Here is a 21,726-nt window from a genome sequence, read left to right on the forward strand (position 1 = left end):
CCCGCTTGCGGCACCCGCTTGCGGCGCCCGCTTGCGGCACCCGCTTGCGGCGCCGCCGGCACGGGCAATCAGCGGTTCTTCAATTCCTGTTGTACATAATCGAGCGACAGCAGCAGCTGCTTGACGCCCTCCACGTCGAGACGATGCGTATTGTGCGAGGTGTAATCCTGGGTCTGGTTGACTTCGACCTGGCCATCGAGAATGAATTTATCGTAATTCAGGTCGCGATTATCGGCCGGCACGCGGTAGTAATCGCCCATGTCTTCCGCCTTGGCGATTTCTTCGCGCGACACCAGCGATTCATATAATTTCTCACCATGGCGCGTACCGATGACCTTGATCGGCACATTGCTCGAGAAAATTTCCTGGATCGCTTGCGCCAGCACCTCGAGGGTGCTGGCCGGCGCCTTCTGCACGAAGATATCGCCCTGCTGTCCATGCTCAAAGGCATGGATCACCAGGTCGACCGAATCTTCCAGCGACATCAGGAAACGCGTCATCTCGGGATCGGTTACCGTCAGCGGCAGGTTCGCCTTGAGCTTTTCGATAAACAGCGGAATGACCGAACCACGCGACGCCATCACATTGCCATAGCGGGTGGCGCACATCACCGGGCCACCGGCGCGTACCATGCGCGATTTGGCGACCAGTACCTTTTCAGCCATCGCCTTGGAAATACCCATGGCGTTGATCGGATAGACTGCCTTGTCGGTACTGAGCAGAATGACTTTCTTGACCTGGTTGGCGATTGCCGCGTTGAGGACATTTTCGGTTCCCAGCACGTTCGTCCGCACCGCTTCCATCGGATAGAATTCGCACGAGGGTACTTGCTTCAGGGCCGCCGCATGGAACACATAATCGACGCCGGCCATGGCCTGGGCGATGCTTTGATAATCGCGCGTATCACCGATATGGAATTTCACCTTATCGTTATTGAGCGCAATGCGCATGTCTTCCTGCTTCTTTTCGTCGCGGCTGAAAACAATGATTTCTTTGACATTAGTGTTTAAGAACCTGTTCAGCACGGTGTTGCCAAAAGATCCGGTGCCGCCAGTAATCATTAAAACTTTATTATCAAACATGTTAGTCCAAATAAGGGTAAGGGTAAAATTAGCTCGTCTGCAGCGCGATAGCGGCAGCCTCGTGCAGCGCGCTTTCCACTGCGCCGATCAGGCGGCCGATATCCTGTGTGGACAGCCACCAGCCACATGGCAGGGCGATCACACTGCGTTGTAATACATCGGTATGCGGCAACTCGCGCACGCATGCCTGGAATCCGGTATAGATGTCGTTGCGTTGATGCAATATCGACGCCGCCACGCCGCGTGCCTTCAGGCCGGCAAGCACGGTATCGCGCTGCTCAACGGCGATCAATACCGCCCAATAGGAAGGCTCCGCGCCGGCCGCGCCCTCCAGCAGGGTCACGCCCGGCAGGCCGGCCAGCGCCTGCCGGATATGCTGCGCGTGGACGCGCGTCTGGCGCAGGCGTTCGGTCACACCGGACAATTGTGCCGCGCCCAGGGCCGCGCATAAATTGTTCATGGCCATCGACCAGCCGACCACGGGAATATCGGACTGCGGATTGATTTCGCCGCGCCCATCGCGAAAACTGCTGGCGTCGATACCGAAACGGCGCAACTTGCGCGCCGCGGCGGCGTCCCGCGGATCGCGACAGGCCAGCGCGCCGCCTTCGGTGGCATTGATCTGCCGGTTCGGGTAGAACGAAAAAACGGCAAAATCGCCAAAGGTGCCAACCTGGCCGCCATCGACCTGGGCCAGCAGCGCGTTATCGCAGTCTTCGATCAGTGCAATGCCGCGCTGGCGGCAGATAGCGGCAATCTCGCGTGCCGGCGCCGGATAGCCGGCCGCATGATACAGGATCACGGCGCGCGTGGCGGGCGTGATGGCACGTTCAAAATCGGCCACGTCCATGCAGGCCGTACCGGGCGCCACATCCACCCACACCGGTCGTGCCGCAGACACGGCGATGGCCGAATTGGTCGACATGCAGGCAAAGGCGGTGGTCAGGACGTCATCGCCGGCGCGCACGCCGGCCAGGTACAGGGCCAGTTGCATGGCATTGCTCATGTCGACCGTGGTTACCACATGCGCCTGGTCGAGCAAGGCAGCCAGGCCGCTTTCGAACGCGGCCACGTGCGGCCCGGAGGCGATGCGGCCGGAACGCAGCACTTCCAGCACCGCAGCTTCCATTTCGGGCGTATTGACCACGCCAAACAACGACAGCACGGACATCGCTCAGCCCTTTTTCAGTGCATCGACAATGCGTTCGCGGTCTTCCGCGCCCAGCCACCAGCCGCAGGGAATATGCACCATGCGGCGATAATAGGTATCAAGTTGCGGCAAAGGACCGGCAAACCCCTTGAAAATGGTGTGCAGGTGATTCGGACGATGCAGCTTGGACGCCATCACGCCGATGGCGGCCAGGCGCCGCTCGACATCGTCGGAGTCGTCGGACAGGACCGTGTACAGCCAGTAGCTCGGCTCGGCCAACTCGTCGAATGCGGCAACGGACAGGCCGCCAATGGCGCCGATTTCGCGGTCAAAATAGCGGCCATTTTCCTTGTGCGGATTCAGCACGCGGGCGTCGATGTCCTGCAGCTGCGCCAGGCCGATGGTGGCCGTCACATTGTTCATGTTGTACTTGTAGCCGATCGAGGTGATATCGACTTCGGTACGGGCCACGCCTTTCTCCAGGCCAAACCAGCGGAATTTCCGGGCCTCGCGTATCAGCGATGCATCGCGCATGGTCAGCATGCCGCCGTCGACCGACGTCATGTGCTTGATGGCCTGCAGTGAAAAAATCGCAAAGTCGCCGATGGTGCCAATTGCCGCGCCATCGTAACGCGCCCCCATGGCATGCGCGCAGTCCTCAATCAGCGCAATGCCGTGGCGCCGCGCGATCGCGGCAATTTCAGCCAGACGCACCGGCATGCCAGCATAATGCACGATCAGGATGGCCTTGGTCCTGGGGGTGATGCTCGCCTCGATGGCTGCGGGATCGAGATTGCCCGACGCGGCATCCACATCGGCAAACACGGGCACCGCGCCCATTTGCAGGATGACGACATTGGTAGGCTCGGCCGTCATGCTGGTAGAAATCACTTCATCGCCGGGCGCCACGCGCGCCAGGTGCAAGGCGGCATGCAGTGCCGCCGTGCCACTGCTCATGCCCAAAGCAAACGGCAGCCCGAAATGTTCGGCAAAGCGTCGTTCGAACTCGTAGACCGCCTCTCCTTCGCCCACCTGGCCACTGTAAAGAACCTGTTCGAGCGCAGGCATCAATACCTGCTTGTCGGGAAAACCAACTTTAACTAAAGGAATCATCTTCAACTTTCAATTGCCATAGGCATAAAAAATACAAGGTGTTGAACCCAAACAGGCTCATCACCTTGTTTCGCGGCCGCCTCGGGACGCCGCCACCTATGCTGAACAAAAAGCAGCCGCGATTGGCAGGCAATGCCAAGCTTTCCAGCGCCATCAGCCTTGCATGCACGTTCCACGCCATGCGCACATCATATAAATTGCATAATAAGGGAAACGCTGTTTTACTACCAAACTTTATTTGCCGCCCATATCACCACCGCCTTCAATCTCGCAGTGGCCATATCCGTGCTGACAGCGGGCATGATACGTGAGGTCGGCATTCACTCAATTAATCCTGAACAAATTTCTGACGATTTTGCTGCGCGCAGACGTGCAAGGCGCGAGTCGCTATCAGCACAGGGCAAACCGTTGAAAAATTAAAACATTGACAATCATTTACTCGCGCCAGGAGTTTTCCAGATGTTGATTCATGCATCATATATGGGCGGCGCGGGACAGGCAGCATATTTCAAACGATGTGCGACGGTTTTACACCTTGTCACAATTACGCCGAAATAAAAAAGAGGCTTTGAATTATAATTGAAAAACTATTGCATTATTATAATTGAAAACCATTTTTATTGCGCCGACGCCGCCCCTCTGTTTGCCGGGAGCCGTCGGCTTTTTATCGCGCATGGATTGCGCCGTCACTGCGAGATTAAAATGCTGCGGTGATTGACTTGCGGATCTGGCCGGCGCTGGTCGGCTGACAGCATAAAGCGTTGCCTGCCGCACGCCGGAGCATCACATGCACCCCGGCGCCAGCGGGACAAGCGGCATCGCATGGACGAGCGGGCATGGCCGCCCGCAAGCCGTCAAGCCTTGGGGCTGCCGCCGAGCAGCACGGCGATCTTCTGCTTTGACTTCACTGGCGGGACATTGGCAGCATTGACGACCGGTGCCGCCTTGCTGGGTTCATACGGCTTCAGAAACCATGGATCGACTTTCTCGCGGCGTGCGCCAGGACCGAAGGCAGGACGACCGCCACGTTCTGGCGGACGGCTCGACGAACGTATGTCGCTCTCGGGCGCATGACGCGGCGCACGCACTTCGCCTTCGGCGCGGCGCGGCGGACGGCGCTCGCTGTCGGCCGAACGTGCCGGCGCCGGCGAGAAGCCGCCCAGGTCGCCGCGCTTGACGGTCTGCTTGATCAGTTTTTCGATATCGGCCAGCAGGCGCTCGTCCTTGTCGGAATAGATCGAAATCGCATCGCCCGAAGCGCCGGCGCGGCCGGTACGGCCAATGCGGTGCACATAATCTTCGGCGTTGTACGGCAGGTCGAAATTGATCACGCAAGGCAGGTCGGAAATATCGAGTCCGCGCGCGGCCACGTCGGTGGCCACCAGCACATCGATCTCGCCCTTCTTGAACGATTCCAGTGCCGCCATGCGTTCCTGCTGGCTCTTGTCGCCGTGAATCGCGGTGGCGCTCATACCCTCCTGCTCCAGCACGCGCGCCAGGCGCGAGGCACCGATCTTGGTGTTCGAGAACACGATTACCTGCTTCAGGTCGCGCTGGCGCAGCAGATGCGCCACCAGGGCGTGCTTCTGGTCTTCCGGCACCTTGTAGACTACCTGCGTGACCTTGTCGGCCGTCTGGTTGCTGCGCGCCACTTCGATCGTCAGCGGATCGTTGAGGAAGGTGGCAGCGAGCTTCTTGATTTCCGGCGAGAACGTGGCCGAGAACATCAGGTTCTGCCGCTGTTTCGGCAGCAGATTGATAATGCGCTGCAAGTCCGGCAAAAAGCCCATGTCCAGCATGCGGTCGGCTTCATCCATGACCAGCATCTGTACCTGGCCCAGGCTGATGTTCTTCTGTTCGATATGGTCGAGCAGGCGGCCCGGCGTGGCGATGACGATTTCCACCCCGCCGCGCAGGATCACGGTCTGCGGTTTCATGTCCATGCCGCCAAACACGACGGTCGAGCGCAGCGGCGTATGCTTGGCATAGGCCTTGACATTTTCAGCCACCTGCACCGCCAGCTCGCGCGTTGGCGTCAGGATCAGCGCACGCACCGGATGGCGCGCCGGCGACATGCTGCTGCTGGCGTGGGCCAGCAGCAACTGGATGATCGGCAGCGAGAAGCCAGCCGTCTTGCCGGTACCGGTCTGCGCGGCACCCATCACATCGCGTCCTTGCAGCACCACCGGAATGGCTTGCTCCTGGATCGGGGTCGGATGGGTATAGCCCTGTTCGGTCAGCGCGCGCAGGATATCGGGTGCCAGGCCGAAATCGGCAAAGCTGACGGCAGGCGGCGGGACAGCGGGAGCGGCAGGGGCAGGAGTAGCAGTGGCGGGAACAGGTACAGCAGTAGCAGGAACAGCAGCGGCGACAGGCGCCGCGTCAGGGGCAATCGCCGGGTCGGGCGTAGGAGTCGTTTCGGTTTCGGACATAAATTTTGGTGTGCCTCCGCACTGCGGAAGCCATGCTTTCTCAATAAACAACATTTCAGGGCGCAGCAGCTACGTCTTGCAAGCCGGATGATTGTTCTTGCTGCACCTCTGTGCTCCGAGGCAGGCTGTGCGGCGAGTGCGGGAGCGTCGGGGAAGTGTGCTGCGATGGCGGCGGAGATCGCGCCGGCGGAACATCGCGCGCAGAAGATACAATATCAGTGCTGTAAACGATACCCTAATTCAGCGCAACTGTACACGGAAACCGTGATTTCCGGGCAAAACCAGCGCCCCGGCGGCCCCGCGCCATGCAGTATCATGTCAGCCATCGCCTTATTTTCCACCATCATGAGCAGCACCTCCCTCCCCCACGATCCAGCGCCGCAGCCGCCTGTCCGGCCAGGCGATAACGAGTGCTGCAACAGCGGCTGTACCTGGTGCATTCTCGATATGTATCAGGAAGAGCTGGCCGCCTACGCAGAGAAACTGCGCGCCTGGCAACAGCGCCAGCTTGCCCCCGCCACACCTGCCTTGCCCCCTGCCAAAAAATCGCGCATGCCGCGCGCCTGAATCGCCACCACTGACGCCTCCGTGTGACATCGCCGCTTTCCCTGACTATATACAAGGGAAAGCGGCCCTTGCCATGCTTGCAATTTGCTGACGTAGGAATGGGATGACACGGGGCAATGTTCCTAGCCTACATAAGCGCGTCGGCTCATCCGATGCCGCTGGCCGCGCCGACGTCCTATAGTGGAGTCATTGCAAAGCACGACGCAGCACCGAATACAAAACAGCAGTCATACGCCAATCAACAAGATCACAAGACGAGGTCACATCATGTACAAAGCTTACAGCAACCTGTCCCCAGCCGTTACCAGCACCCCAGCCGCACGCGACTGGAGCGCGGCCCCGGCCAAGGCATCAAGCTCGCCCATGATCAGCATCACCGGTGCCCAGCAGAACGAATTGCTGCGGGCCTTGTCGCGTACCGATCTGGAACGTCTGTTCTGCCAGCTGGAACTGGTTGCCTTGCCTGCTGGCAAGCACCTGTTCGACTTTGGCGACAAGATCGAATACACCTACTTCCCGACCAACGCCATCGTCTCTCTGCTGTACGTGATGGAAGACGGCGCCACCACCGAGATCGCCGTGGTTGGCCGTGAAGGCGTCGCTGGCGTGACGCTGTACGAAGCCGAACGCGCCACCTGCACCGCTGTCGTGCAAAGCGCCGGCTATGGCTACCGCCTGAAAACGGCCTTCCTGCGTGAAGTCTTCAATGAAGGCGGCGCCCTGGCCCAATTGCTGATGCGCTACACCAGCGCCATGTTTGCCCAGATGGCGCAGAACGTGGTCGGTGGCCGTCATTGCAGCATCGAACAGAAACTGTGCCGCTGGTTGCTCGACCGCCTGGATCGCTCGCTGTCGAACGAATTGAAAGTCACGCAGGACACCATGGCCAACATGCTTGGCGTGCGCCGCGAAAGCATTACCGTCACCGCCCGCAAGTTGCAGGACGAAGGCCTGATCCAGTACCGCCGCGGCACCGTCGAAGTACTGGACCGCGCCGGCCTGGAAGTGGCTGCCGGCAACTGCTACAAGGCTGCCCGCGCCGGTTTCGAACAATTCCGCAGCAGCATCACCGCGTATAACTGATTTGCGTACCCCACTCTCCTTTGAAAGCACGCTGCGGCGTGCTTTTTTTTCGCCTGTACAATCCATGCCTTATTTACGAAAGGCACCATGGACGACTTTGACTGCGAGGGCTTGCCCCATATCCGCGTACTGGCGGGCGAAAACGAAAACGGCCCCGTGTACGAATCGCTGCCGGCACGCCAGATCGACGACGATGTCTACGAACTGCTGGCCTCGCCCGGCCTGACGCTGAACCTGGCGCGCGGCGACATCGTCAGCATCAAGGACCCTTGCGCACCGGCCGAAGTGCTGACACGCGGCGGCAACTTCTGCATCCAGATCTATGCCGACCAGGTGCCCGACGAGGCGGTGGAAAAGCTCGAACGCGAGGTACAGGAACAGTTGGGCGGCACGCTCGACGGCCAGTACCAGGGCAACCTGACCTTCAGCGTGCCGGGCCGCCACGGCATCTACCATGTCAACGGACCGTTCGATGCATTTCGCGAGGCCACTGGCGTGGAATGGTATTTCGCCAATATCTATGCCAATCTCGATGACGACGATGACGAAACCCTGCTCGGCTGGTGGGTGACGGCCTGATCAGAAAAGCGGCGCATGCTAGGATGCAACATTGTTTTTTGAATGCACCGATATGAAGCACACACTTTTCCTGTTCGACCTCGACGACACCCTGCTCGACTTCAAGGCCTCCGAAAACCTCTCGTTTGTGCGCACCATGCAGCAACTGGGCGCGGGCGGCAGCACCGCATCCCTGTTCAGCCATTACCAGCCGATCAACGTGGCGCTGTGGCGCGCCTTCGAACATGGCACGGTGACCAAGGATTTCCTGAAGGTCGAGCGTTTCCGTCAGACCTTCCTGGCCGCCGGCCTGGTACTCGACCCGGAACTGGCCAGCCGGCTGTACCTGGAGTCGCTGTCCGACACGGTGGTGCTGATCGACGGCGCCATCGAGCTGTGCGCCACGCTGGCCGCGGTCGGCGAAGTGGGCATCATCACCAACGGCGTGGACGCGATCCAGAACCGCCGCATTGCCAGCTCCGGCTTGCAGCAGCATGTTTCGTTTGTCGCCACCTCGGAAGCGTGCGGTTACGCCAAGCCCGATGTGCGCTTTTTCGAATACGCCATGAACATGGCCGCTCGCCCGGCAAGCAAGGACCAGGCCATCATTATCGGCGACCGGCTCGACGCCGATATCCTCGGCGCGAACCGGTATGGCATCGACAGCTGCTGGTACAACCCGGAACAGCTGGCCAACACCTCGGCAGCAGTGCCCACGTTCGAGTTGACCAGCCTGCGCGAGATTGCTGCTGCATTGAAAAATATGGCCGTGGTGTGAATCCGGCAGGGAAACGGCAATGGACATGGCGTCCGGCTTGCTATAATGGCTACCATAGATTGCCTGCCTTTCAAACGCTCCACCGCCCAGTAGCCGCTGTGAGCGGGACCGCCACAGCCGGTCCGAAGTCCATGATGAGATTGACATGACCACCAGAAACAATTCGGTACCCCGCATCCCCCTGTTGCATACCGGCGTGGCCGGCATGGATCATATTCTGGGCGGCGGTTTCCCGGCACACAGCCTGTACCTGATCCAGGGCCTGGCCGGCAGCGGCAAGACCACGCTTGCCTGCCAGATCGGTTTCCATCATGCACACCAGGGCAAGAAGGTCCTGATCCTGACCCTGATCGCGGAAACCCACGACAAGATGCTCAATCACCTGAGCAGCTTTTCCTTCTTCGACGAAACCCTGGTGGGCGACCGCATCCTGTTTATCGGCGCCTACCCGGACCTGCTCAAGGGCGGCCTGCGCGAGCTGCTCAAGTCAATCGCCGCCACGCTAGCCGAACAGCGGCCCGACATCATGATCATCGATGGTTTCCGCACCGTGCGCGACGCCAGGCCGTCCGACCTGGCGCTGTCCGAATTCATGCTCTCGCTCAATTCGCTGGTCTCGACCATGCAGTGCACGACCTTTTTGCTGTCGCCCACCGAAGGCAATGTGGCCGACTCGGAAAACACGCTGGTCGACGGCCTGATCGAACTGAGCCAGTTCGAGCACGGACTGCAGCTGATCCGCGAAATCAAGGTCTTCAAGCTGCGCGGCAGCAAGCATTTGCTGGGCCGCCATGTCGTCGAAGTGGGCGAAGACGGGCTGGTCATGTATCCGCGCCTGGAAGCGATCAGTTCGACCTCGGGCGCCGCGCCCGGCATTTCGCGCCAGCGCCTGGGCTTCGGCATCCAGGGCATCGATGACCTGACGCAGGGCGGGATTGCGAAGGGCTCGACCACCGCGCTGCTGGGCAACCCCGGCGTGGGCAAGACACTGATGGGCCTGCACTTTATCCACGAAGGCCTGCAGCGCGGCGAAAACTGTCTGATCGCCGGCTTCTACGAATCGCCGTCGCGCCTGATGGAAAAGGCCGCCAGTATCGGCATCGAACTGCAGCCGTACCACGACAGCGGCGCACTGCAGATCATCTGGCATCCGCCGCTGGAAATACTGATCGACCGCCTGGCCCAGCAGGTACTGCGCAACATCAAGGAGCGCAAGGTCTCGCGCCTGATGGTCGACGGCATCGACGGCCTGCGCGACATCATCGTGCACGACGGCCGCTCGCGCTCGTTCCTGGCGGCCTTTGTCAACGAACTGCGCTGCAGCAACGTCACCACCTTTTTCACGCAGGAACTGCCCTACTTCGGCCAGGACCAGCTGCATGGCGACATGTCGGCCTCAATGCTGTTTGAGAACATCATCCTGCTGCGCTTTGTCGACGTGCACGGCATCAACCGGCGCCAGATCGGCGTGCTCAAGCTGCGCGAAAACAGCTACGACGCGGCCAATCATATCCTCGTCATCAATGACAGCGGCATGTCGGTCAAGGCTGCCGTCGCCGGTGCGGTCGTGCCGGACATCGCGCTATAGCGAGCGGCCATGAGCGACCATATTGCGCAACCGGACGCCAAGCCCGACGGCAAGCTTGTCCTGCTCGTCGACGACGAGTTCGATATCCTGTCGACCTATACCATGCTGTTCGAATACAGCGGCTATCGCGTGGCGACCGCCGCCAACGGCGGCCAGGCGCTGGCCGCCGCCGCGCTCGAACAGCCGGCAATTGTCGTTTCCGATTTCATGATGCCGGTGATGGACGGCGCCGACCTGTGCCGAGCCTGGCGCGCCGACGCCGGGCTGCGCCCCATCCCCTTTATCCTGTGCAGCGCCGGCATCGTGCGCGACCACGCCGAGATTGCGTATGACAGCTTTTTCCGCAAACCGGTGCCGATCGACAAGCTGCTCAAGGAAGTGCAGCGACTGCTGCTCAAAGGCCGCAGGGAAGAATGAAGAAGTGGTGCGTCGAGGATCAATCGCGCGTCAGCACTTCCAGCAATTCAATCTCGAATGTCAAACTGGAGTTGGGCGGTATCACCCCTACCTGCCGCTCGCCATACGCCAGATGCGCCGGCACCCACAGCTTGCGCCTGCCGCCCACCTGCATGCCGGTCAAACCGAGGATCCAGCCCTGTATCACCTTGTTATTGCTCAGCACACAGCGGAACGGCTCGCCGCGCTGGTGCGAGGAATCGAACTCGGTGCCGTCTTCCAGCCAGCCGCGATAGTGGGCCGTGACCAGTGCGCCACGGGCGGCGGCCTTGCCGGTGCCAACTACAATGTCTTCGGTTTTCAGTTCAATTGTCATGTTTGTTTTCATTGCGATTGGTATTTGTCCGACGTCCGGCCGGCGCTTGGAATATCAGGCATGTCGGCCATTGAAGCCCCTGCGGCAGCCAGTCGCCTGGCCCGTTGCCTCCGCATAAAAATCTTGAGCGCTTCGTGGAAGAGATCGGCCTTGTCCATTGCCGGATCGGCCAGTTCGAGTGCCTGTGGTAAAGATCGTCATCGATCGTCACGGTCGCGCTCGTGATCGCCCGTTTGAATTGTCTATTGAGGAGTGTCCACCAAATTCAGCATCAGCACAAACGATGTCACTGCGAAAAATTAACGATGTTGACTGTAGAAATGAGAAAGGGCTAGCCCGAGGCTAACCCTTTGTTTTTACAGCAAATTCTGGTGGGCCTCCCGTGAGTCGAACACGGCACCAACGGATTATGAGTCCGCTGCTCTAACCAAGCATGAGCTAGAGGCCCGGGGTGGTGCTGGCGTGGCAGGCGGTGCAGCCTGCCTCGCGTGGCCGTTGTGAAACGGACACGCGAGCATAGGGGGAACCGCCGCCTACGTCAAGCCCTGCGGGGGCTTTAATTACCTTCCAGGAAGCTTTTCAGCTTGTCGGAGCGCGATGGGTGGCGCAGCTTGCGCAGCGCCTTCGCTTCGATCTGGCGGATGCGCTCGCGCGTGACGTCGAACTGCTTGCCGACTTCTTCCAGCGTGTGGTCGGTGGACATTTCGATGCCGAAACGCATGCGCAGCACTTTCGCTTCGCGCGGCGTCAGCGAGTCCAGCACGTCCTTGACCACGCCGCGCATCGATGCGTGCAACGCTGCATCGGCAGGCGCCAGGGTGTTGTTGTCCTCGATGAAGTCGCCCAGGTGGGAATCGTCGTCGTCGCCGATCGGCGTTTCCATCGAGATCGGTTCCTTGGCGATTTTCATGATCTTGCGGATCTTGTCCTCCGGCATTTCCATCTTGATCGCCAGGGTGGCCGGATCGGGTTCGGCGCCGGTTTCCTGCAGGATCTGACGCGAGATGCGGTTCATCTTGTTGATCGTCTCGATCATATGCACGGGAATACGGATGGTGCGCGCCTGGTCGGCGATCGAGCGGGTGATCGCCTGGCGGATCCACCAGGTGGCATAGGTCGAGAACTTGTAGCCGCGGCGGTATTCGAACTTGTCGACCGCCTTCATCAGGCCGATGTTGCCTTCCTGGATCAGGTCGAGGAATTGCAGGCCGCGGTTCGTGTATTTCTTGGCGATCGAGATCACCAGGCGCAAGTTGGCCTCGGTCATTTCGCGCTTGGCCTTGCGCGCCTTCATTTCACCGGCCGCCATCTGGCGGTTGATGTTGCGCAGGTCCGGCAGCGGCAGCACCACGCGCGCCTGCAGGTCGATCAGGCGCTGCTGCAGTTCCTTGACGGTCGGAATGTTGCGGCCCAGGATGGCGCTGTAGGCGTGTCCTGCGTTGACCTCGCCATCGACCCAGTCGAGATTGGTTTCATTGCCAGGGAAGACCTTGATGAAGTGGGCGCGCGGCATGCCGCAGCGGTTGACGGCCACGTCGAGGATCTGTTTCTCGATATGGCGCACTTCGTCGACCTGGCCACGCAGGGTGTCGCACAGCTTTTCCACCACCTTGGCGGTAAAGCGGATGCCCAGCAGCTCCTGCGAGATCGCTTCCTGCGCCTTGGCGTACGGTTTCGAGTTGTAGCCTTCTTTTTCAAAGGCGCGGCGCATCTTGTCGAACTGCTGGGAAATCACGGCGAATTTTTCCAGCGCCGTGCGTTTCAGCGTTTCCAGCTGTTCGGCCGAGAAACCGGCGGCGCCAGACGCGCTCGCTTCTTCCTCTTCCCCTTCTTCCTCTTCTTCGGCTTCGCCGTCGTCCTCGTCTTCCTCGACCGGCGCGGTCACGACCGGCGCGACAACGGGCTCGTTGTCATCGACCAGGCCGTCGACGATTTCATCGATCTTGGTCTCGTCGTTGGCAATGCGGTCGGCGGCGGCGATGATCTCGGCGATCGTCACGGGGCAGGCGGAAATGGCCTGTATCATGTCTTTCAGGCCGTCTTCGATGCGCTTGGCAATCTCGATCTCGCCTTCGCGCGTCAGCAGTTCGACCGAACCCATTTCGCGCATGTACATGCGCACCGGGTCGGTGGTGCGGCCGAAGTCGGAGTCGACCGTCGACAGCGCCGCTTCGGCCGCCGCTTCCGCTTCGTCATCGCTGGTGACTACGGCAACGTTGTCGGACAGCAGCAACGTTTCCGCGTCCGGCGCGTGTTCGTAGACGGCGATGCCCATGTCGTTGAAGGTGCCGATAATGCCTTCGATGGCTTCCGGATCGACAATATTTTCGGGCAGGTGATCGTTGATCTCGGCGTAGGTCAGGAAACCGCGCTCCTTGCCGAACTTGATCAGGGTCTTGAGTTTCTGGCGCCGGCGCTCGAGTTCTTCCTCGCTCGCTTCCGTATCGGACGAAAACGCGTCTTTCAGCAGCGCGCGCTCTTTCGCCTTGCGGTCCTTGGCCTTGGCCTTGTCGACGGCTTTCAGTTCGGCCCGCTCTACGGCGTTCAGCGCGGCAACTTCGTCATTTTCTGGCTGGAATTCTTTTGGCTTGCGGCCGCGGCGGCCTGGCACTTTTACCGACGGCAAGACATAGCCTGACGTATCGATCGCCGCCAGGGTGGCGGCATCGGTCGTCTGGCTGACCACGGGCGCGCTGATCACGCGCGTTTCGGGCCGGTCCAGCGCCTTTTCGGCTTTCGTGGTAACTTTAGTGGGCTTCACAGCCGCTTTGGATTCGGGTTTCTTGATTGGCACAGGCGCTTTCGATTACACAACGACTTGCTTTACGGTGGATTAGGATAAAGTTTGCTGCCAGCCCCCGCGTCTCTCCACGGAAGCCACCATCTTCGAACCTGCCGACTATGCAGGTCCGACACTGTTACGTTACTTACACCTCATCGGCCACGATCCGCATCAAGCGCAGCACTTCCTGTCCGGCGGCTGTCGCCAGCCGTTTTCGGCAGAAAATACTGCATCCGACCGCATGGGGAGCGAGAGCCTGGCGCGTTATTACCGCCGGTTGGCCCTGGCTGCCGACGCGATCCCTGCGCCGATCAAGAGCCTAACTTACTGAAAACAAATACTATTTACGAACAGAACTAGCTTGCCAAAGCACACAATACTTAGCATTTAATTATAGCACGCGAAAAATGTTTTTCCAGTCCGTACAATATCCTACAGGCAACGTTACCGATTTACCAATTCCGCATCACGCTGGCGCTCCAGTTCGCCCTGCTCCTGCATGATTTCGCGGTAGCGTACACCAATTTTCTCCGATGGCAAACCCGACGCAAACAATTGCTGCAATTCCGCTTTCAGGGCGTTCAGTTTGATCTCGCGGATGGTACTCACCAGCCACGATAGTTCGCTGTCGTAATCGGACTCGGTGCCGGCCGCGATCTCGCCGATGATCTCGTCGTATTCGCTGCCCAGCTCCTTCAATTGCTGCGCCAGCGCGGCAAAACTGCCGTGCTCGCCCAGCGCCTGCCCCACGGCCACCAGTTGCCCCAGGCTGTGCGCCGCATCGGGCCCCAGGTGCTGGAAGGCAACCAGCGCCGCTTCGTCGATCTGCAGCGTCAAAGGTGGATGCGCCACCAGCATGCGCATGATCTTCAGTTCCAGCCCGACCGGCACCGGACGGCCCGACTTCGGCGGCGCGCGGCGCGCCACGGCGACCGGCTTGGCCAGCTCGAACAGCGCCTCGATCTCGGCCGGGGTCGACTGTGTCAGCTGCGCCAGGCCGCGCACGATCTGCAGGCGCAGCGACGACGGCGCCATCAATTGCAGCAGCGGCTTGGCATCGAACTGCACCCGCGCCCGCCCTTCCGGTTCCGACAGGTCGTGCTCGCCCGACACTTCCTTGAGCAGGAATTGCGACAGCGGCATCGCTTCATGCACCTGCCGCTCGAAGCCTTCGGCGCCGAATTCACGGATATAGCTGTCCGGATCGTGCTCGGACGGCAGGAACAGGAACTTGATGGTCTTATTGTCCGACACGTGCGGCAAACTGGCTTCGAGCGCGCGGCGCGCGGCGCGGCGGCCGGCCTTGTCGCCGTCGAAACTGAAAATCACGTTGTCGGTCTGGCGCAGCAGTTTTTGCACGTGGGTCGGCGTACACGCCGTGCCCAGGGTAGCCACCGCTTGCGGAAAGCCCATCTGCGCCAGTGCCACCACGTCCATATAGCCTTCCGTCACCAGCACATAGCCGGCGTCGCGGATCGCCTGGCGCGCCTCGAACAGCCCATATAGTTCGAATCCCTTGGAAAACAAGGGGGTCTCCGGCGAATTCAGGTATTTCGGTTCGCCATGGTCGAGCACGCGGCCGCCGAACGCGATTACCTGACCCTTGGTATTACGGATCGGGAACATGATGCGTTCGCGGAAACGGTCATAACGCTTGCGGTTATTGCCTTCTTCATCGACCTTGTCGATCACCAGCCCCGCTTCCACCAGCGCCAGCACTTCGTAATCGGCAAACACGGAGCGCAGATTGTCCCAGCCGCCCGGTGCGTAGCCCATGCCGAAGCGGGCCGCCACTTCGCCGGTCAGGCCGCGGTTTTTCAGGTAGGCGATGGCGTCGGGCGCGTGGCGCAGCTGGCCACGATAATAATCGCAGGCCTGCGTCATGGCGTCGGACAGCGCCAGGCTTTGCGCCTGGATCTGCGCGCGCTGGGCCGGCGGAATCTTGTCGTCCGCTTCGGGCACCACCATGCCGACGTTCTGCGCCAGGTCCTTGACGGCATCGACAAAGCCCATGCCCGAATACTCGATCAGGAAGCCGATCGAGGTGCCATGCGCGCCGCAGCCGAAGCAGTGATAGAACTGCTTGGTGGGACTGACGGTAAAGCTGGGCGACTTTTCACTGTGGAACGGGCACAAGCCCATGAAATTGGCGCCGCCTTTTTTCAGCTGCACATAGCGCCCGACGACATCGACGATGTCGACGCGGTTGAGCAAATCGGAAATGAAAGATTGTGGTATCACTGGCGAGGGCGGTCTTGTTATAGGTCAGACTATACTACCGCACGCGGCCGGATGTTGATCCAGGTCAACGTGTGGCGCTGCGGCTGCCGGCGGGTCCACCGGCAGCCGTTATGGCTTGCAGATCAGGCTCAGGCAGCTGGGGCCAGGGCTTTTTTCACCAAGGCCGACACCACGGTCATGTCGGCGCGGCCAGCCAGCTTCGGCTTGACGATGGCCATCACTTTGCCCATGTCCTGCGGACCGGCGGCGCCCGAGGCAGCCACGGCGGCAGCCACTTCCGCCGCCACTTCGTCGTCCGACAGGCCGGCAGGCATGTAGCCGGTCAGGTGCACCAGCTCGGCTTTTTCGATGTCAGCCAGGTCGGCGCGGCCGCCGGCTTCGAACTGCGTGATCGAATCCTTGCGCTGCTTGATCATTTTTTCAACGATGGCCGTCACGTGCGCGTCCGTCAGCTCGATGCGCTCGTCGACTTCCTTGCGCTTGATTTCGGCGAGCAGCAGGCGAACCGTGCCCAGCTTGCCGGTGTCCTTGGCGCGCATGGCATTTTTCATGTCTTCGGTAATTTGGTCTTTCAGGCTCATGGCTATCCTCGTTATTGGTGTTATTGGCGACTCGTACGTGCAGGCCACAAAAGCGAAAACCCGCTGCGGCGAACCGGAGCGGGTATGCGACTCATCTGAAGCAGTACCTCAGGCGAATCAAAACAAAACCCGTGGCGAACAATGCGCCGTGCTACCCGGGTTGGTTCTGACTGAACAGTCTTAGAATAATTTTTTCGGCAGTTGTTGGCTGCGGATGCGTTTGTAATGACGCTTGACAGCAGCTGCCAGCTTGCGCTTGCGCTCAGCTGTTGGCTTTTCGTAGAATTCGCGTGCGCGCAATTCGGTCAGCAGACCCGTTTTTTCGATGGTGCGTTTGAAGCGACGCATTGCGACTTCGAACGGCTCGTTTTCTTTAAGGCGAATAGTGGTCATGTAAAATTCAAACCGTTGAGGTGGTGTATAGGAAGAGGTAGATAGTAGCAGCTTTTATCAGGAAAGGGAAGCCCTTCCCTGCTTGCGCCTGGTTTACAGCCCGGGAGGGCCGTGCGGCTGTGGCGTAAACCACGCAAATAAATGGACGCGCTGTGGCGTCCCCTTATTCTACCGCAACATCGTTATTGCAGTGCCACCCCGGCTGCCGCGCCCGAGGCCCAGGCCCACTGGAAGTTATAGCCGCCCAGCCAGCCCGTCACGTCGACCGACTCGCCGATAAAGTACAGGCCCGGCACCTTGTTGGCCATCATGGTCTGCTGCGACAGCTCGCGCGTATCGATGCCGCCGCGCGTCACTTCCGCCTTGCGGTAGCCTTCCGAGCCGTTCGGCACGATGGACCAGGCATTGATGGCCTGCCCCAGCTTGCGCAGCTGCGCGTCCGGCATGTCGGCGATGCGGGCGTCGGCCGCCAGGCCATTGACGGCCAGCAGGCAATCGGCCAGGCGCTCCGGCAGCCACTGCGAGACGATATTGCCCAGCTGCTTTTTCAGGCTGCCTTTGCCTTCGATCAGCACTTGCGCCACGTCCACTTCCGGCAGCAGGTTGATGACGATGGGCGTGCCGGGCTGCCAGAAACTGGAAATTTGCAAAATCGCCGGACCGGACAGGCCGCGATGGGTAAACAGCAAGTCTTCGCGGAAGCGCGCACCGGTGGGCTTGCGCCCTTTCAGGCTGCCCGTCTCCACATCGACTTCCAGTGCGATGCCGGACAGTTCGGCAAACGGCGCCCAGCTGGCAGGGTCGAACGTCAGCGGCACCAGCGCCGGACGCGGCTCGACCATCTTCAGGTCAAATTGTTTGGCGATGCGGTAGGCAAAGTCGGTCGCGCCGATCTTCGGAATCGACAGCCCGCCGGTGGCGATCACGACACTGGCCGCCTCGATCTCGCCGCTGTCGGTGTGCAGCAGAAAGCCGCCGTCATCCTGCTGCGCCACGCTGTCGATCTTGCACGGCATGCGCCAGTGCACGCCGCCGCCGGCGCACTCGTCCTTGAGCATCTCGATGATCTGCTCGGCCGATTCGTTGCAGAACTGCTGGCCCTTGTGCTTCTCGTGGTAGCCGATGCGGTGTTTTTTCACCAGCGCCAGGAAATCCTGCGGCGTGTAGCGCGACAGCGCACTCTTGCAGAAGTGCGGGTTCTCCGACAGGAAGTGCTGCGGACCGGCGTGGATATTCGTGAAATTGCAGCGCCCGCCGCCCGAGATGCGGATCTTTTCGGCCAGCTTGGCGGCATGATCGATGATCACCACGCGCTTGCCCTGCTGGGCGGCCACTGCCGCACACATCATGCCGGCCGCGCCCGCGCCGATCACTGCCACATCAAATTGTTTTGCCATATAAATTATTCCGGTCGCTGCTGATTACAAAGACGGCATTGTAAACGGTGGCGGGGTGGTTGTCGGATTACGGCCTGCGCCCTGATCCGACCTACGCGACGCGCGATGCTGCGATCCTGCCTGATGCCATCAGACATTGTTCGACCTGCTCGGCGATCGAGGGCGGCACGGGAACCTCGCCGGCCAGCACCTGTCTGATCCAGGCGGCGGTGGTGGCGGCGTCGCGCTCCAGCGGCAGGTCGGGCAATTGCTCGACCTGCAACTGCTTTTCCACCAGCACCGTGCGCTCGGTATCATGGAACCAGTCGATCTGCTGCGCCTTGTTGGCGTTGGCGACCGTCTCGCCTTCCGTGCCGCGCATCAGGAAGGCGTCACCGCGCCCGGCGGGAGCGGCCGTGATGAAATATTCACCGAGCATTTCCAGGTATTCCGGATGCGTGTACGACACCAGGCGCAGCGCCGGGCCGGCGAACGGCTGCATGATTTTGACCAGGGTATGGGTGGAATTGCGCACACCCAGCACTTTTCGCAGCGACAGCATGTAGGCCAGCTTGGGTGCCAGCGCGGCGATCGGCATGAAGGAAACCTCGCCGCGCGCCATGGCCGCCTGCGCTTCGGCGTGCGTGGCGCAGGCGGGCACGCCCAGCGCGGCCAGTACCTCGGCGGTGGTGACGCGGCCCGGATCGAGCGTTACGCCATGCACCAGCACCGGGGCGCCGGCGCGCGCCAGCAGCAGCGCCAGCAGGGCGGTCAAATTGGCCATCTTGCGCGCGCCGTTATAACTGGGAATCACGATCGGCGCGTAGTGCCCGCTTGGCGCCTGCAGGGGTGCGAACGACGCTTCGGCCGCCTGCAGGAAGCCGGCAATCTCGTCCACCGATTCGCCCTTGATACGCATCGACAATAAAATGCCGCCCAGTTCCAGGTCGGACACACGGCCGTCCAGCATGGCGCGGTACAGCGCAGCGGCGTCATCGCGCGTCATGCTGCGCGCGCCGTTCTTGCCGCGGCCGATTTCCTTGATGAAGCGGGCGGCTGGAAATGGCTCACCGGCCACGTCGGTATGGGGGATGGATACAGTAGTCATGGCGCCAGCTTACACGGATTTGCCGTCCCGTTCGCAGCCCATCCGGGCCAGATGGCGTTGTAAATCAACAACATCACGCCGCAAGCTGAATCCACCGCCGGTGCTGCTGCGTACAAGGAGACAAGGGAGAGATCATCATGGGATACGCAACAGGCAATGAACCGGCCGCGGTCGGCATTGAAACGAGCAAGCTGCAATTGAAGGTAGTGCTGCTGCGCAACAACGAACTGCTGTGCAAGGTGCTGGAAAACGACCTGGCCGGCTACCGTTTCCTGCGCAGCTGGCTGCACAGGAACGAGGTGGAAGTGGCCGGCCTGCGCGTGTGCATGCGCCTGGACGCGCCGCATACCGAAACGGCCGCGCGCAGCCTGGCCCTGATGGGCATGCAGGTATGCGATGCGTCCCCCGATGCGCTGGCGCGGTTCGCGCACGCGCAGCGCTTCGATGCCCATGCGGAAGGCGCCGTCCTGCTGGCGCACTATGCCGCCAGCGTGCAGCCGCCGCGCTGGACGCCGCCCTCGCCCGCCTATATGGAATTGCGGCTGTGGCTGGCGCGCCTGCACGCGATCCGGGAAGTGCGCCACCAGGAGGCCGCCCGCCTGGACAGCCACCGCCAGGCGGGCCAGCAGGCGCTGCATGCCTTGCTGCTGCGCCAGCTCGCTTGCCTCGACCAGCAGATCGCCCAGCATGAGGAAGTGATCCTGGCGCATGTGCGGCGCCATCCGAAGCTGGGCCTGGCACCCGAGCTGCGCGAACAACCCCGGCGCATCGCCCGGGTGGCATTCAGCGAGGGCGCGCCCGCGCATTAAGGCAGCCTGGAAAGCAACTGAACCATGCGGGTTTTGCCCCGCAGCCCGCCGCCAGGGCGCATTTCCGCTACACTATTGGGTCTTAAAGAATGCCATAGTGAAAGCCCAGCCCGAATCATGAATACGCCAGACATCGAAAATATCAACGTTACTTCCTTCGCGCCGATGCCCACGCCGGCCGAACTGCACGCCAGACTGCCGCTGTCGGCCAGCGCCTTCGACACCGTCAACCGCGGCCGCGAAGCGCTGCGCGACATCATCGACCGCAAGGACCAGCGCCTGTTCGTGGTGGTCGGCCCGTGCTCGATCCACGACCCGGTGGCCGGCCTCGATTACGCGCGCCGCCTGAAAGCGCTGCAGGAGGAAGTCAAGGACACGATGCTGCTGGTGATGCGCGTGTATTTCGAAAAACCGCGTACCACCACGGGCTGGAAAGGCTATATCAACGATCCGTACATGGACGATTCGTTCAAGGTCAACGAAGGCATGGAAAAGGCGCGCCAGTTCCTGCTCGACGTGTGCGAACTGGGCCTGCCGACCGCCACCGAAGCGCTGGACCCGATCTCGCCGCAGTACCTGGGCGACCTGATCGCCTGGACCGCGATTGGCGCGCGCACCACCGAATCGCAGACGCACCGCGAAATGTCGTCGGGCCTGTCGACGCCGGTCGGCTTCAAGAACGGCACCGATGGCGACATCAGCATCGCCGTCAACGCCATCCTGTCGTCGGCGCACCCGCACTCCTTCCTCGGCATTAACGGCGAAGGCAATGTCTCCATCGTGCGCACGCGCGGCAACGCCTATGGCCACGTGGTGCTGCGCGGCGGCGACGGCCGTCCGAACTACGATTCGGTGTCGATCGCAATCGCCGAACAGGCACTGGCCAAGGCCAAACTGCCGGCCAACCTGGTGGTCGACTGCTCGCACGCCAACAGCTACAAGAAACCGGAACTGCAGCCGCTGGTGATGGCCGACGTCATCCACCAGATCGTGCAGGGCAACCGCTCGCTGGTGGGCGTGATGATCGAATCGAATATCGTCAGCGGCAACCAGAAGATTCCGCAGGACCTGTCGCAGCTAACCTATGGCTGCTCGGTCACCGACGGCTGCATCGACTGGGATACCACCGCCACCATGCTGCGCGATGCGCATGCGCATTTGCTGAATCGTCCGGCGTAATACGAGCCAGGCCAACAATGTTGTCGGCTGACGGCCCGGCGGGCCCGATCCGACCTGCGAATGCACGCGCGCAGGTCGGGCAGGTCGGGTTAGCGCACAGCGCGTAACCCGACACCACCGGGGACACAAGCAAC

Annotated in this window: 20 protein-coding genes and 1 tRNA gene; 8 read left to right on the plus strand and 13 right to left on the minus strand. The window is 61.1% G+C overall.

Annotated features, from left to right (window positions below; all coding sequences use genetic code 11):
* Positions 1-68: 68 nt before the first annotated feature.
* The 5 genes from RTQ46_RS22255 to RTQ46_RS22275 form a co-directional block, all read right to left on the minus strand.
* Positions 69-1,082, minus strand: coding sequence for a polysaccharide biosynthesis protein (locus RTQ46_RS22255; protein ID WP_312439771.1), 1,014 nt, complete (start codon positions 1,080-1,082; stop codon positions 69-71).
* A 28-nt stretch (positions 1,083-1,110) separates the two neighbouring features.
* The gene (locus RTQ46_RS22260; protein WP_312439772.1) at positions 1,111-2,253 is read right to left on the minus strand and encodes a DegT/DnrJ/EryC1/StrS family aminotransferase; all 1,143 of its coding nucleotides are present in this window, start codon (positions 2,251-2,253) and stop codon (positions 1,111-1,113) included.
* A gap of 3 nt (positions 2,254-2,256) precedes the next feature.
* On the minus strand, positions 2,257-3,345 hold the full coding sequence (locus tag RTQ46_RS22265) for a DegT/DnrJ/EryC1/StrS family aminotransferase (protein ID WP_312439773.1): 1,089 nt from the start codon (positions 3,343-3,345) through the stop codon (positions 2,257-2,259).
* Complete coding sequence (locus RTQ46_RS22270) at positions 3,329-3,526, minus strand: hypothetical protein (RefSeq protein WP_312439774.1); 198 nt, start codon at positions 3,524-3,526, stop codon at positions 3,329-3,331. The genes RTQ46_RS22265 and RTQ46_RS22270 overlap by 17 nt, the downstream gene beginning before the upstream one ends.
* Before the next feature lie 673 nt (positions 3,527-4,199).
* On the minus strand, positions 4,200-5,777 hold the full coding sequence (locus tag RTQ46_RS22275; protein ID WP_312439775.1) for a DEAD/DEAH box helicase: 1,578 nt from the start codon (positions 5,775-5,777) through the stop codon (positions 4,200-4,202).
* Between the two features lie 165 nt (positions 5,778-5,942).
* On the opposite strand from RTQ46_RS22275, the gene RTQ46_RS22280 reads away from it, so the two are divergent.
* From RTQ46_RS22280 to RTQ46_RS22305, 6 genes are all read left to right on the plus strand, one after another.
* Positions 5,943-6,344: an oxidoreductase-like domain-containing protein gene (locus RTQ46_RS22280; RefSeq protein ID WP_312439776.1), complete on the plus strand. Its 402-nt coding sequence runs from the start codon at positions 5,943-5,945 to the stop codon at positions 6,342-6,344.
* A gap of 363 nt (positions 6,345-6,707) precedes the next feature.
* Complete coding sequence (locus RTQ46_RS22285; protein WP_312439817.1) at positions 6,708-7,427, plus strand: Crp/Fnr family transcriptional regulator; 720 nt, start codon at positions 6,708-6,710, stop codon at positions 7,425-7,427.
* Between the two features lie 87 nt (positions 7,428-7,514).
* Positions 7,515-8,006, plus strand: a complete 492-nt coding sequence (locus RTQ46_RS22290) for a DUF4265 domain-containing protein (RefSeq protein ID WP_312439777.1) — start codon at positions 7,515-7,517, stop codon at positions 8,004-8,006.
* Positions 8,007-8,058: 52 nt separating this feature from the next.
* Positions 8,059-8,763 carry a YjjG family noncanonical pyrimidine nucleotidase gene (locus RTQ46_RS22295; RefSeq protein ID WP_312439778.1) on the plus strand — a complete coding sequence of 235 codons (705 nt, stop codon included), beginning with the start codon at positions 8,059-8,061 and terminating at the stop codon, positions 8,761-8,763.
* A gap of 145 nt (positions 8,764-8,908) precedes the next feature.
* Entirely contained in the window at positions 8,909-10,351 is a 1,443-nt protein-coding gene (locus RTQ46_RS22300) for an ATPase domain-containing protein (RefSeq protein ID WP_312439779.1), read from the plus strand.
* 9 nt (positions 10,352-10,360) lie between these two features.
* Positions 10,361-10,768, plus strand: coding sequence for a response regulator (locus tag RTQ46_RS22305; RefSeq protein ID WP_312439780.1), 408 nt, complete (start codon positions 10,361-10,363; stop codon positions 10,766-10,768).
* A gap of 19 nt (positions 10,769-10,787) precedes the next feature.
* Here the strand turns inward: RTQ46_RS22305 and RTQ46_RS22310 are convergent, their stop codons facing one another.
* From RTQ46_RS22310 to ybiB, 8 genes are all read right to left on the minus strand, one after another.
* A complete protein-coding gene (locus RTQ46_RS22310) occupies positions 10,788-11,123 on the minus strand; it encodes an FKBP-type peptidyl-prolyl cis-trans isomerase (protein ID WP_312439781.1) in 336 nt (111 codons plus the stop codon).
* Positions 11,124-11,492: 369 nt separating this feature from the next.
* Positions 11,493-11,571: transfer RNA gene (locus RTQ46_RS22320), tRNA-Ile, on the minus strand.
* A 108-nt stretch (positions 11,572-11,679) separates the two neighbouring features.
* The gene (gene rpoD / locus RTQ46_RS22325) at positions 11,680-13,884 is read right to left on the minus strand and encodes an RNA polymerase sigma factor RpoD (protein ID WP_409518364.1); all 2,205 of its coding nucleotides are present in this window, start codon (positions 13,882-13,884) and stop codon (positions 11,680-11,682) included.
* Between the two features lie 465 nt (positions 13,885-14,349).
* Positions 14,350-16,146, minus strand: coding sequence for a DNA primase (gene dnaG, locus RTQ46_RS22330; RefSeq protein WP_312439783.1), 1,797 nt, complete (start codon positions 16,144-16,146; stop codon positions 14,350-14,352).
* 128 nt (positions 16,147-16,274) lie between these two features.
* Positions 16,275-16,727, minus strand: coding sequence for a GatB/YqeY domain-containing protein (locus tag RTQ46_RS22335; RefSeq protein WP_312439784.1), 453 nt, complete (start codon positions 16,725-16,727; stop codon positions 16,275-16,277).
* Positions 16,728-16,907: 180 nt separating this feature from the next.
* Positions 16,908-17,120 carry a 30S ribosomal protein S21 gene (gene rpsU / locus RTQ46_RS22340; RefSeq protein WP_008451879.1) on the minus strand — a complete coding sequence of 71 codons (213 nt, stop codon included), beginning with the start codon at positions 17,118-17,120 and terminating at the stop codon, positions 16,908-16,910.
* 182 nt (positions 17,121-17,302) lie between these two features.
* Positions 17,303-18,517, minus strand: coding sequence for an NAD(P)/FAD-dependent oxidoreductase (locus RTQ46_RS22345; protein WP_312439785.1), 1,215 nt, complete (start codon positions 18,515-18,517; stop codon positions 17,303-17,305).
* 91 nt (positions 18,518-18,608) lie between these two features.
* Positions 18,609-19,604 (minus strand): DNA-binding protein YbiB, encoded by a 996-nt coding sequence (ybiB, locus tag RTQ46_RS22350; RefSeq protein WP_312439786.1) that lies wholly within the window; start codon positions 19,602-19,604, stop codon positions 18,609-18,611.
* A gap of 137 nt (positions 19,605-19,741) precedes the next feature.
* Here ybiB and RTQ46_RS22355 point away from each other — a divergent pair, with 137 nt between their 5' ends.
* Positions 19,742-20,413, plus strand: coding sequence for a hypothetical protein (locus tag RTQ46_RS22355; RefSeq protein ID WP_312439787.1), 672 nt, complete (start codon positions 19,742-19,744; stop codon positions 20,411-20,413).
* Between the two features lie 117 nt (positions 20,414-20,530).
* A complete protein-coding gene (locus RTQ46_RS22360) occupies positions 20,531-21,592 on the plus strand; it encodes a 3-deoxy-7-phosphoheptulonate synthase (RefSeq protein WP_312439788.1) in 1,062 nt (353 codons plus the stop codon).
* The last annotated feature ends 134 nt before the right edge of the window (positions 21,593-21,726 follow it).

The sequence above is a fragment of the Janthinobacterium sp. genome (assembly GCF_031995485.1).
In the GTDB taxonomy this organism is placed as follows: Bacteria; Pseudomonadota; Gammaproteobacteria; order Burkholderiales; family Burkholderiaceae_D; genus Janthinobacterium.

What these genes read in the sequence shown, in the direction of transcription:
- RTQ46_RS22255 (WP_312439771.1), bottom strand. Translation starts at nt 1,082, where the DNA reads ATGTTTGATAATAAAGTTTTAATGATTACTGGCGGCACCGGATCTTTT.
- RTQ46_RS22260 (WP_312439772.1), bottom strand. Translation starts at nt 2,253, where the DNA reads ATGTCCGTGCTGTCGTTGTTTGGCGTGGTCAATACGCCCGAAATGGAA.
- RTQ46_RS22265 (WP_312439773.1), bottom strand. Translation starts at nt 3,345, where the DNA reads ATGATTCCTTTAGTTAAAGTTGGTTTTCCCGACAAGCAGGTATTGATG.
- RTQ46_RS22270 (WP_312439774.1), bottom strand. Translation starts at nt 3,526, where the DNA reads ATGGCGTGGAACGTGCATGCAAGGCTGATGGCGCTGGAAAGCTTGGCA.
- RTQ46_RS22275 (WP_312439775.1), bottom strand. Translation starts at nt 5,777, where the DNA reads ATGTCCGAAACCGAAACGACTCCTACGCCCGACCCGGCGATTGCCCCT.
- RTQ46_RS22280 (WP_312439776.1), top strand. Translation starts at nt 5,943, where the DNA reads ATGGCGGCGGAGATCGCGCCGGCGGAACATCGCGCGCAGAAGATACAA.
- RTQ46_RS22285 (WP_312439817.1), top strand. Translation starts at nt 6,708, where the DNA reads ATGATCAGCATCACCGGTGCCCAGCAGAACGAATTGCTGCGGGCCTTG.
- RTQ46_RS22290 (WP_312439777.1), top strand. Translation starts at nt 7,515, where the DNA reads ATGGACGACTTTGACTGCGAGGGCTTGCCCCATATCCGCGTACTGGCG.
- RTQ46_RS22295 (WP_312439778.1), top strand. Translation starts at nt 8,059, where the DNA reads ATGAAGCACACACTTTTCCTGTTCGACCTCGACGACACCCTGCTCGAC.
- RTQ46_RS22300 (WP_312439779.1), top strand. Translation starts at nt 8,909, where the DNA reads ATGACCACCAGAAACAATTCGGTACCCCGCATCCCCCTGTTGCATACC.
- RTQ46_RS22305 (WP_312439780.1), top strand. Translation starts at nt 10,361, where the DNA reads ATGAGCGACCATATTGCGCAACCGGACGCCAAGCCCGACGGCAAGCTT.
- RTQ46_RS22310 (WP_312439781.1), bottom strand. Translation starts at nt 11,123, where the DNA reads ATGACAATTGAACTGAAAACCGAAGACATTGTAGTTGGCACCGGCAAG.
- RTQ46_RS22335 (WP_312439784.1), bottom strand. Translation starts at nt 16,727, where the DNA reads ATGAGCCTGAAAGACCAAATTACCGAAGACATGAAAAATGCCATGCGC.
- rpsU (WP_008451879.1), bottom strand. Translation starts at nt 17,120, where the DNA reads ATGACCACTATTCGCCTTAAAGAAAACGAGCCGTTCGAAGTCGCAATG.
- RTQ46_RS22345 (WP_312439785.1), bottom strand. Translation starts at nt 18,517, where the DNA reads ATGGCAAAACAATTTGATGTGGCAGTGATCGGCGCGGGCGCGGCCGGC.
- ybiB (WP_312439786.1), bottom strand. Translation starts at nt 19,604, where the DNA reads ATGACTACTGTATCCATCCCCCATACCGACGTGGCCGGTGAGCCATTT.
- RTQ46_RS22355 (WP_312439787.1), top strand. Translation starts at nt 19,742, where the DNA reads ATGGGATACGCAACAGGCAATGAACCGGCCGCGGTCGGCATTGAAACG.
- RTQ46_RS22360 (WP_312439788.1), top strand. Translation starts at nt 20,531, where the DNA reads ATGAATACGCCAGACATCGAAAATATCAACGTTACTTCCTTCGCGCCG.